9 protein-coding genes are annotated in these 11,233 nt (G+C 44.3%); 7 read left to right on the forward strand and 2 right to left on the reverse strand.

What is annotated here, in order from left to right:
- Positions 1-75: 75 nt before the first annotated feature.
- From QUA88_RS01965 to QUA88_RS01980, 4 genes are all read left to right on the forward strand, one after another.
- Complete coding sequence (locus QUA88_RS01965) at positions 76-1,641, forward strand: hypothetical protein (RefSeq protein ID WP_333056765.1); 1,566 nt, start codon at positions 76-78, stop codon at positions 1,639-1,641.
- A gap of 229 nt (positions 1,642-1,870) precedes the next feature.
- On the forward strand, positions 1,871-2,437 hold the full coding sequence (locus tag QUA88_RS01970) for a hypothetical protein (protein WP_333056764.1): 567 nt from the start codon (positions 1,871-1,873) through the stop codon (positions 2,435-2,437).
- 821 nt (positions 2,438-3,258) lie between these two features.
- Positions 3,259-4,614 (forward strand): ATP-binding protein, encoded by a 1,356-nt coding sequence (locus QUA88_RS01975; protein WP_333209108.1) that lies wholly within the window; start codon positions 3,259-3,261, stop codon positions 4,612-4,614.
- Positions 4,615-4,723: 109 nt separating this feature from the next.
- Positions 4,724-6,100, forward strand: coding sequence for an ATP-binding protein (locus QUA88_RS01980; RefSeq protein WP_333056762.1), 1,377 nt, complete (start codon positions 4,724-4,726; stop codon positions 6,098-6,100).
- Between the two features lie 108 nt (positions 6,101-6,208).
- Here QUA88_RS01980 and QUA88_RS01985 read toward each other — a convergent pair whose 3' ends face one another.
- On the reverse strand, positions 6,209-7,009 hold the full coding sequence (locus QUA88_RS01985; protein WP_333269950.1) for an ion transporter: 801 nt from the start codon (positions 7,007-7,009) through the stop codon (positions 6,209-6,211).
- Between the two features lie 25 nt (positions 7,010-7,034).
- Between QUA88_RS01985 and QUA88_RS01990 the strand changes: the two genes are divergently transcribed.
- From QUA88_RS01990 to QUA88_RS02000, 3 genes are all read left to right on the forward strand, one after another.
- The gene (locus tag QUA88_RS01990) at positions 7,035-9,062 is read left to right on the forward strand and encodes a pentapeptide repeat-containing protein (RefSeq protein WP_333269953.1); all 2,028 of its coding nucleotides are present in this window, start codon (positions 7,035-7,037) and stop codon (positions 9,060-9,062) included.
- Positions 9,063-9,338: 276 nt separating this feature from the next.
- On the forward strand, positions 9,339-9,860 hold the full coding sequence (locus QUA88_RS01995) for a hypothetical protein (protein ID WP_333269955.1): 522 nt from the start codon (positions 9,339-9,341) through the stop codon (positions 9,858-9,860).
- A gap of 75 nt (positions 9,861-9,935) precedes the next feature.
- Positions 9,936-10,280, forward strand: coding sequence for an NAD(P)H-quinone oxidoreductase subunit M (locus QUA88_RS02000; protein WP_333209099.1), 345 nt, complete (start codon positions 9,936-9,938; stop codon positions 10,278-10,280).
- Positions 10,281-10,647: 367 nt separating this feature from the next.
- Here QUA88_RS02000 and QUA88_RS02005 read toward each other — a convergent pair whose 3' ends face one another.
- Entirely contained in the window at positions 10,648-11,004 is a 357-nt protein-coding gene (locus tag QUA88_RS02005) for a hypothetical protein (protein ID WP_333056758.1), read from the reverse strand.
- Positions 11,005-11,233: the final 229 nt, after the last annotated feature.

Raw genomic sequence — 11,233 nt, forward strand, 5'->3', positions numbered from 1 at the left:
TGGGCCCATAAGTGTAAAATTTAATAGGGAAAATTTGGTAGTTAATTTTCAGCAGAAAGTAGGAGAGAAAGATTGGTGAGTATTTTTAAGAAAAAAATTAATCCTTCACCCTTCGCTATTGGGCCATTCAAACAGCCGATCGACCGCACGGCCATCATCCTCATGCTAGTGCTGAGCTTCTTAATCGGGCTGCTGCTGCTGAGCGGCGATCGCACAGCACCCAGAGTGCGAGAATTTACCTGGGAAAACAAACAAATCGGCGCCGAAGATACCGGCTTTATCCTCACATTCTTTCGGCCGATGAACCAGCCCACCGTCGAGGAAAACTTAAAGCTAGAACCCCCCCTCCCCGGTAAATTTAGTTGGGCTGGAAGGCGCATGGCTTACACCCTCAAAGATCCAGCACCCTACGGCGTTACCTACACATTAAAACTCGCCGGAGCAACCGACAAGTATTTCGGAGAAAAAAACCAAAATAAAGGAACGCTAATGCAACCGTTTAGCAGTTCCTTTCGCAGCCGCGATCGAGCTTTTGCTTACATCGGTGTCCAAGGCGAAACAGAAAGCAGATTAATGCTAGTCAATCTCACCAGCAGCGACTCGAAACCAATACCGCTGACTCCCAAAGATTTAGTTGTCACCGATTTTAAACCATATCCCGACAGCGATCGCATTTTATTCTCCGCCACAGATCGATCTATCGCCCGTACTCGCGGCACCCTCAATCAAGAACTCTTCACAGTCACCACCGGCCTCAACCCCCAATCAGGCTCAGGAAATCAACCAAAATACCCAGCCGGTAGAATCGACAAAATCTTAGACTCCAAAGATTACCAAAACCTCAAATTCGACCTCTCAGCCGACGGAAAAATCATAGTTGTCCAGCGCGTCAACCGCCGCAATCCCGGCGATTTCAGTCCTTGGATTGTGGAAGAAAAAGTGCCGCCCAGACCATTGGAAAATGAACAAGGCGGAGATTTTATGATTCGCCCCGATAGCATATCGATGGTAATATCTCAAAAACAAGGATTAGCGATCGTCCCCCTCAAACCCGAAGCAGATCCAGTCGAATTTTTGCCAAAATACGAACAAGTATTGGGGATGGCCCGCGACAACTCGGCCGCCGCCTATGTTAAATACAACAGCGATTTTACTCGATCGCTTTTCATCTTAGATAACCAAGGTGTAGAACAAGAAATATTGCGTATTCCCGGCAGCATTATGGCTGTTTATTTCGATCCCCGCAAAAACGAAGACAACCAAGTTCAGCGTCTCTACTGTTTGTTAGCCCAACGCCTCAAAACAGAAAGCTACAAAGAACAGCCTTTCATCGCCACCATCGACCTCAAAAAAGAGGGTACTCGTTTGGTAGGAACCATCAAACCGCTGCTGATTTTGCCCAACCAATTAGATACCCAAATCAGTTTATCTCCCGACGGACTGGCATTAATTTTCGACCAATCAGTCACAGCAGCAACTCCCTCAGCAGCAGACAGTCCCCGCAACGATAGTGGACAGTCGATCGCCACCAGCCGCCTCTGGCTGCTACCCTTAGTAGAAATACCCGCAGACGGTTCTCCCGCCAAACTACAGCCAGAAGAACTTCCCTTTGCCGGCTATCACCCCCGCTGGCTACCATAAACCAATTTTAGATTTTAGATTTTAGATTTTAGATTGACCGATATTGGTAAATATCGATAGGGTAAGGTGCACGCCTAAACACCAAGCGTTGAAATGTGCTCGGTATACATCCTACTTTTACTAAATCCATTTGAGATTAGAGATTAGAGATGGAGTTGATACTATGCGATACTGGTAAATACGACAAATTTTGACACCTAAAATCTAAAATCTAAAATCTAAAATCATTATGACTCCCGAAGAAATTAGCAATACCCTTAAAGACTTATTTGGTGAGAGTGTTGAGATGCCTGCTGCCACTTCTTGGCAAGTAGAAACCCCCAATTTTCGCCTGTTAGTCCTCCTTTCAGAAGACGGGAGTTGGCTGCGGATTTTGCTGCCGATCGCCGATGCCCAGGAAGCTCAACCATTTCTTGATAAACTGCTAGAAGCTAACTTTGACACCACCCTCGAAACTCGCTACGCCTTACATCAAAACGTTTTGTGGGGAGTATTTCAGCACAGCCCGGCCACACTCGCAGCCTCCGATTTCTCAGCCGCCGTCGCCAGACTGCTGGCTTTGCAAGAGAGAGGTTTGTCTGACTTTTTCGACGGTTTGATAGAAAGCCGCATCCGTCAAATCATCAAAGCTGCGAAGATGCAGGGACAGTCTGTGGAAACTACCCTTCAGACTTTAGACCGTTTTTACGCAGAGGGATTGATGGGTGAAATGGAACTAGGCCGAGAGTCTCGCGAAAACACTCTTGCCGCTTGGCGGTATCAGCTAGAACGCCTCTGGCCGGAGGTGGAACCCTAAGAGAATTGGAGATTGCTGATTGGAGATTGCAGATTGCAAAAAACTGATGACTGTCGAGGTTCGGAAGTTGCCTAAAGTTGCATTTCTTTTGAGTGGAATAGCAACAGCCAATACGGTTAGGATGTTCTTAATTCCACAAACCCTTGCGGAACATTGCTTCTTCCTTCTCTCCTAGATAACTAAAGCCTTCTATCCGTTACATTCAGTTACATCTCACATCTTGCACCATTCTCGCTTAACAGGCTTTCGGGCCTGTTCTGTCAAAGAGTGAATTTTCTTGTGGAACAGGCCGAAAAGCCTGTTCATAAAAAGCTTGTTGAGAATGGTGCAACATCTCAGTTACATCCGAAGAAAGCGAATCCGTTGCCGAACTTCCTTTGGCCTGGGCCCCAGTCTGGACAGTTGCAGCCTCAAGCCCCTTGGACGATGGCTAATCCGGGCCCTCGAACCCTTGAAGGATGCCCGTATATTCACTGATAACCCGCTCGCGGTTCTCCAATTCCCTTCGATAACTGGAAAAATGGTATAATTTATCACAATAATTAGTTATAAATATTAAAAATTTTCCGAAAACACCCGATCGCAGGTATATCATGGTAAAAAGTTTAAAGCGCCTACTCCGTAAGTTCCACAAAAGCTTCGATCGTTTAATATTGACTTAGAAACAAAATCTTTAGCAGATAATGCTACTGCGATCGGGTTTTCCCATCGGGTGCTGTTGTAATTTGACAAATTAGCAACTACCCGCTACCAATTACCCGTTATGAATTAATAGCAACTTAAGTTGTTCATGAATACAATTTTTAACAGGGGTTTCATCTATGTTTGCTGTGCGTGAGACTAGCTCGGAGTTATCAGTGTTGCATATACCTGAAATTTGTACTTGGAACATCTCCTTAGAATCAACTCTCCTAGACCTGCCACTTTACAACTGCCAAATTGAATTAACTCAACAGGCAAAAGAAGTAGCCCAGGCTTTTGAACAAAATTCCATGCTTCCCGGCGTCATTTTGACCGATCGGGGTAATTTTGTAGGCATAATATCCAGGCGTCAATTTTTTGAAAAAATTAACCGTCGCTACGGATTAGAAATGTTTTTCAAGCGACCGATAGAGGTATTGTACAGGTTTTCCAAACAAGATTTGCTGGTGGTTCCAGGCAGTAAATTAATAGTAGAAGCGGCTCAGGAATCTCTTTACAGGTCAGCAGAATTAGTTTACGAACCCGTAGTAGTGGAAATAGCCCCCCAGACCTACAAGCTGTTAGACGTACACCAATTAATGGTCGCTCAATCAAGAATTCACCAATTAACAAATAAGTTACTCCACAAACAAACCCAAGCCAAACTCATCCAAACAGAAAAAATGGCGAGTTTGGGCAGGATTGTAGCAGAAGTCGCCCACGAAATCAGAAATCCGCTGAACTGTATTTGGGGAAATTTAACTTTTCTGCTGTCCTATTTTGAAAACTTGCTACAGCTAATGTCGGTTTATGAAGAAGAATATTCGGCACCCTGTCCCCGAATTGATGCCCTTAAAAAGGAAATTGAATTTGATTTTTTACAAGAAGATTTGCCGATTACCTTAGAAGGGATGGAGTTGGGAGCCTCGCAATTGCTAAAAATAGTTAACGGGCTGCACCACTTCTCTCACATGGACGAGACAAAACCAGCCGAGACAGACATTCACGAATGCGTGGAGATGACGCTGTTAATTTTGAAAAACCGCTTTAAAAACAGCATAGAAGTGGTTAAAAATTACGGCGAACTGCCGCTAGTTAGCGGCTACTCCGGACAGTTGAGTCAGGTGTTTTTGAATTTGTTAGTTAATGCTCTAGACGCCCTGACAGAGTACGCAGCAGATCGAGAAATACACACCCCGTGCGGGGACAACTGGCAGCCCCAAATCGAAATTACCACTAAAGTTATAGAAACCGAACTCGGCAAGCGGGTGGCAATTTGCATTGCCGATAACGGGCCCGGCATTGCCCCAGAAAATCACCAGCAGATATTTGACACCTTTTTTACCACTAAACCAGCAGGCAAAGGCAGCGGTATGGGGCTGGCTATCTGCCATCAAATCGTCACAGAAAAGCACGGGGGCCAACTCAAATTGCGATCGCAACCAGGTAAGAATACTGAATTTGAAATTCTCCTGCCTATAGTTGGCACAACATGATCAACTCCAGAATATTCTGGGTTGTTCGCTCAGAAAAGTGAAATGATAGGGTAGCTTAGTAGTAGGTTCTCATTTCAATTTCCCAGCGTTTCGGCAACTAAAAGTTCCAGTGGCAAATAAATTCAGTTCCAAACTCCTTGGCCCTTCACTCTCCGAAGGCAGCCATCAAGACCTTTCCCTAGAGTCTACACTCTGGGATTTGCCCCTGTATGACTTTCAGGTTAAATCGAGCTGCTTAGCCGTGGCAGTTGCCGAAATGTTTGAACAGCATCCCCTAGTGCCGGGAGTCGTGTTGATGGAAGCAGAAGAGTTTGCTGGCATGATATCCCGCAGGCAACTGCTGGAATATTTGCTCAAACCCCAAGGCCCAGAGCTATTTTTGCACCTGCCGCTGAAAGTTCTCTACAGTTACGCTCGCCTCGAAATATTATTGCTCGCAGAGAGTACAACCATTTTGGCAGCAGCCCCACAAGCTCTGCGTCGATCGCCCGAATTGCAGGCAGAACCGATCGTCGTCCAAATAGACTCCCAATCTTACCGCCTCTTAGACCCTAACGCACTAAACATCGCGTACTGGCAAATTCGCGGCATAGAAACTCAAGTCCGCTACGAAAGAGCCCAAACTCAAATGATTCAAAGCGAAAAAATGGCTAGTTTAGGGCGTTTAGTCAACGGAGTAGCCCACGAAATTTTAGATCCGGTAGGCTTTATCTGGGGGAATTTAACCTACGTCACCGACTACAGCAAAAACTTGATGGAATTGCTCTCAGCTTACGACGCGCACTGTACCGAACCCCCGCCGGAAATAGCACGGCTCAAAGAAGAGATAGACTATGACTTTTTGCAAAACGATTTTCTCCGAACTGTTGCCAGCATCAAATCAGGCGCAGAACGTTTGAGCAAGTTAGCAACCAGTTTGCAGAACTTCTGCCACATCGACGATATTTATCCCAAACCCACCGACTTGCACGCCAACATAGACAGCATACTTTTGCTGCTCAAAAGTCGTTTGACTAGGGAAATCCAAGTAGTGAAAAACTACGGCTACCTGCCACCAGTGCCGTGCTATGCAGGACAGCTAAACCAAGTATTTATGAATATCTTGACCAATGCTATTCATACATTAATTAATGAAGCAGTCGGTCAAGAATTGGCAAAAGAGTTCAAAGGTGGAGGAGTCAGAGACGCCGATCGCCAGCCTAAAATTGAAATCACAACTCAAGTCTGCTGTCCCGAACCTGCGCCGGATTTAGATAAACTTCATGTTCGCTGGGTTTCGATTTGCATAGCAGATAACGGGCCAGGAATGTCACCTAGTAAGTACAAAAAAATCATAGAATCATTCTCTACGGAAAAACGCGCCCTCAAAGAAACCAGTTTAGCAGTTAGCTATCAAATAGTGACGGGTAAACACGGCGGTGCGTTCAGAATGCGATCGGAGTTAGGCAGAGGCACTGAATTTGAAATTTTGTTACCCTTAGCTTAAAGAAGGAAAGCACTACACGGATTTTGACACGGATACACGGATGAATTATCTAGGGTGAGGCAGTAGTCAACAGTCAACAGTCAACAGTCAACAGTCAACAGTCAACAGTCAACCATTATCTAACTGAGTACCGCACATTTTACAAAATCTAGCATTAGCATCGTGTACAGACCAACCGCAACTTTTACAAACAGCTTCTCCGTGATTAGCACTTTTAACTAAGTGTTTAATCAAGTCCCCCAATTGCCAAGGAATTAGAGCAATTCCCGTCAGAATCATCAAAATAGTTAGAAAACGGCCGGATTCCGAAATCGGCGTAACATCGCCAAATCCCACAGTCGTCATGGTGACAACCGAGAAATAAACAGCATCCAAAAAAGTTGCAAAGCTTTCGGGATTTGCCGGATGTTCGACTTGATAAATTAAACCAGAATAAACAAAAATTATTGCCAGCAAAGTAAACAAAATCCGAGCAAAAATCACGCCATCTTCGCTGCTGATGCGGAAAATAGAAATTTTTAATTCCAGAAAGCGGATGAGTCGGAGAATTCTAAACCAGCGAAAAATTCGGATAAAACTGACGTTGACAAATCCCAGTAAAAATGGTAATATTGCCAGCAAATCAATAATTGAAAAAAAACTAAAAATAAATTTAACTCGATTTTCGGCACACCATAGTCGCAATAAATACTCAAACACAAAAACAACTAAAAGCGCTGTATCGAGAGTTTGCAAATTAATTCTGACAGTTTCCGAAATCGGGTAAGTTTCGGCGATGAAGCTGGTCGAAGATAGGAGAATTAGTCCGGTAAGAGTTAAATTGACGGTTCTGCCAATTGGGGTTTCGATGTCTTCGAGATAAAATCCAATTTGCGATCGGGTTAACATAGATGAGATAATTAATACCATTTATGAGGTAAGGGAATTATCGCATATGAGTATCGAATTAACGAAGGGTGAAAGGTTCAATCTTTCTAAAGAAACTCCTAATTTCAGTAAAATTGCGATCGCCCTGGGTTGGCAAGTCAGCCAGACAGCACAAAACTGCGACATTGACGCATCTGTTTTTATGTTAGCGGCGGACGGTCGGATTCCTGATGAAAAGTATTTTGTATTTTACAACAATCTGACATCGCCGGATGGTGCGGTGCGGCATTCGGGAGACAACAGGAATGGACAAATTGAGGGAGATGATGAGACGGTTTATCTGGATTTGAGTAAAATTAATTCGGCGATTCAGGAAATTGTGTTTGTGGTGACTATTCACGAGGGACAGGAAAAGAATCAAAGTTTTAGTCAAGTTACAAATGCTTTTATCCGGCTTTACAATTCAGAGAATATTAGCGAATTGGTTCGGTACAATTTAAATCAGATATTTTCCCAAGAAACGGCTTTAGAATTTGGACGCTTGTATAAGAAGAATGGCGAATGGAGGTTTCAGGCCGTAGGACAGGGATATAATGCTGGGTTGCAAAGTTTTGTAGATAAGTATTATGTTGAGAATGCGGTTGAGAAAAGCTCGAATGCTGGTGAGAAGGTTGATGATGCTGAGGTTGTGAGGCGGTTTAGCGATCGGGTGGATCGGTTATTGCGCGAAGAGGCGATCGAGGAGACACCGATTCCAGTATCTAGCGAAGCGGTAGAACAGTCGGTGGCTACTCCTGCGAATGCGGATACTGTGGAATCTGAGGAAGAGGCAAAAATTGATGATTCTGGACTAGAAAATCTGGAACCCACTATCAGTGCTGAGGATTTTTTGCAACGGTATAATCAGGGAGAACGAGATTTTACGGGAGTTAATCTAGCCGGAGTAAATCTGAGCGGAAAATCCCTGGTTGAGGTTAATTTGAGTAGCGCTAATCTCAGCGGTGCAGAACTCTCTGAAGCAAACTTATCAAGCGCTAACCTGAGTGAGGCAAATTTATGTGATGCCAACCTTAACAAAGCGAATCTCAGATCAGCACAATTAGGCAAAACACAATTCATAAATGCAAATTTAAGTGAAGTAAATTTGCTTTATGCAAACCTAAGTGAAGCTAATTTGAGTGGAGTAAATCTCAGCGATGTTAATTTGTCGCCGGGGACGAATTTCAGTATGGCTAACCTCAGTAAAGCAAACTTGACTGGCTTAAATTTGAGGCAAACACAATGGATGAATGCTGATCTGAGTAATGCAAACCTAAGTAATACTAACCTATTCGTGGCAAACCTTGAAGGGGCAAACCTTGAGGGAGCAAAACTTGAACAAGCGCTGTGCAACGCACAGACTATTTTCCCCACAGGATTTGACCCTGTTAAAGCAGGTGCTTACTTAATCGTTGCTAATGCTTCACTTTCCAACGTAAACCTAGCTGGTGTTGACTTAAATTGTTTCAACCTGAGTGAAGCTAACTTGAGCGGTGCAAACTTAACCAAAGCCAATTTGGAGGCCGCAAAACTGCTTCAGGCGAATCTGAGTGCAGCAAATTTGAGTCAAGCAAATCTGAAGGGTGCTGACCTAACTACAGCAAACCTAAGTGAAGCTAACTTGAGTAAAGCAAACCTTCGAGGTGCAAAACTAGCTGTGGCCAACTTGAGTGGAGCAAATCTGAAACAGGCAAATTTAGAGTATGCTAACCTACTTGCGGCCGACCTGAGCCAAACCGATTTGAAAGATACAAAATTAGCCAATGCAAACTTAAGCGGTGCTAACCTGACAGGCGTAAATCTGGTGGGAGTACAGCTTTACTCAGTAAAATTGAGTGGGGCTAATTTGACTGAGGCTAATCTCTGCGGCTCAAGTTTAGTGCAGGTAGATTTGAGTGGGGCAACACTTAGCTCAGCCGATTTGCGCGGTACAGATTTGAATTGTACAAACCTAGAAAAAGCCAACCTAAAGGGAGCGAATCTAAGTGGGGTGGTAAATCTGGAAAAGGCAAAACTCGCAGGTGCAATTATGCCAGATGGCACAATTCACGAATGAATTCGATCGCCAATAGTAAACAGCAAGGTGGGCAATGTATTGGTGTGAATTTAACCGAAAGTCCGCCAGGGAATGAATTCCCTGGCTAATAGCAAAAGTCCTCTGAAGAGGACTAATGAGTTCTTCAGTCCTCTTCAGAGGACTTTTGCTATGAGGCAGGGGTTTAAACCCCTGCCGGACTGAGGGAAATAGCGTTAAATTGACACCAATGGTGTGCATCGCCCTCCATACAAATAGAGTATGATGAGTGTGAAATATCAAATACATAGATTGTCGATGAATGAATTTGACACGGAAATTATAGAATCTACCCTCAGATGGATGACCGAGTTTGTCGAGTTACCGCATCCAGTTTTCAGCGATTTACCGATTTGTCCCTTCACTAAAAAAGCACGTTTGGCTAATCAAATTTTATTCAAAATCGAGCGGTTTTCAGCGCGGACTGAGTTCGATCGCGATTCTGCCATAATGAAATCGATTTATGAATTTTACAATTCGGAATTTGAAATCATGGTAGTAATTAATCCCGAAAAAACCGCAATTACTGCGCCCGAAACTAAAGAATTGATAGACAAATTGAATAATCAGATTTCAGAATTGGGCTTGCTGGCTTTTCACATCCATCCCGAAGAAGATTTTAATATTGACGGGCTTCATACTAGGAGGATGCCGTATCCGGGCTTCACTGTTCAAGTAAATTCTAAGCTGAAGCCAGCTTCCGATGCTTTAGAGAAAACTGAATATTACAAAAATTGGACTGCCGAACAACTAAAAAATTTCGGGATTCCGAGAAATTGACGATCGCCAACCCTCCCCGCGCATCTCTGTGCCATTACAATTAATTCAGCAAAAAATCTTTACACATAAGAAGTCATGCAGCTTAAGTCAACAACCCGCCATATTCGCATATACACCGCCATCCTCGAAGATAACGAACTCGTACCCAGCAACGACCTTTTGACCCTCGACATTGACCCAGATAACGAACTTAACTGGAATGACGAGTCAGTCAAAGAGGTATATGCCAAATTTGACCAACTCGTAGACGCTTACGAGGGCGAAGACTTGACCGAGTACAACCTCCGCCGCATCGGTTCGGAGTTGGAACACTTGGTACGATCGCTCTTACAAAAAGGTCAAATCAGCTACAATCTCAACAGCCGCGCTGTCAACTACAGCATGGGATTGCCTCAAGTTGATGCCAAAATTCACCTGTAAGGGCGATCCTCTTCGAGGGCTTCGCTAACGGGCGATCGGCATTTACAGCACTTTCCAGGTAAGTGAAGTACAGAGAAACCGGGTTTCTTGAATAAAACCGGTTTCTGGCGAGAAATCCAGAAGAAACCCGGTTTCTGGGGTGTACTTTATAAACCTGGAATCCGCTGTATGTCAACTTAAGATTGAAACCCATAATAAATGTCGCTTGTAGCTGAGTTTCGATCCCCCCTACTCCTCTTAATCACGGGAGTACCGCAGGGCGGTTTCATTTTCTTGTAGGGGTAGCACGGCCCCTACAAAATTCATGTTTTTGGTGAGAATGAAACCGCCCTGGGAGTACGGGGGGTTTAAAGCTGAAAATCTGCTTTTATTCTTCTTCCTGCTTGTTTCTGACTCCTGACTCCTGACTCCCGGCTTCTTCCTTCTTCTGACTTCGATCGGACTTCTCCCCCGCATCCTCAGCATCAACCGGAGAATTTGGAACGCGATCGCGTTCCAAAAACTGTTTAACTGCAAGTTGGCGGTTGCTCATAAACTGACCCCAAGCGCCGGGAAACATCCCATCCAAGGTTTCCACCAGCGCCCAAACCTCAAGATTCATCACTTTGTAATAGAAACTGTGAGAATGTTGAATGCTAGTGAGTATTTCGTCTATTTCAACAGCAGGCAGCCGCTTCGGATCGGGCAAATTCTTGGAAAAGGCGCTGGGTTCATGTGGGGCCATGGTTAAATACTCAACAGCTTGCAGAGGCCGGTCAGTCGATTTTAGATTTTAGATTTTAGATTTTAGATTGATTCCACAGATGAATCTGGGGGCTGGAACTAAATATCTAATTTTTTTGGCTTTCCACGACTCCTGTCGGGGGCTTGCGTCCATCAGTCGATTTTAGATTTTAGATTTTAGATTTTAGATTGATTCCACAGATGAATCTGGGGGCTGGAACTAAATATCT

The sequence above is a fragment of the Microcoleus sp. D3_18_C2 genome, from assembly GCF_036702395.1.
In the GTDB taxonomy this organism is placed as follows: domain Bacteria; phylum Cyanobacteriota; class Cyanobacteriia; order Cyanobacteriales; family Microcoleaceae; genus Microcoleus.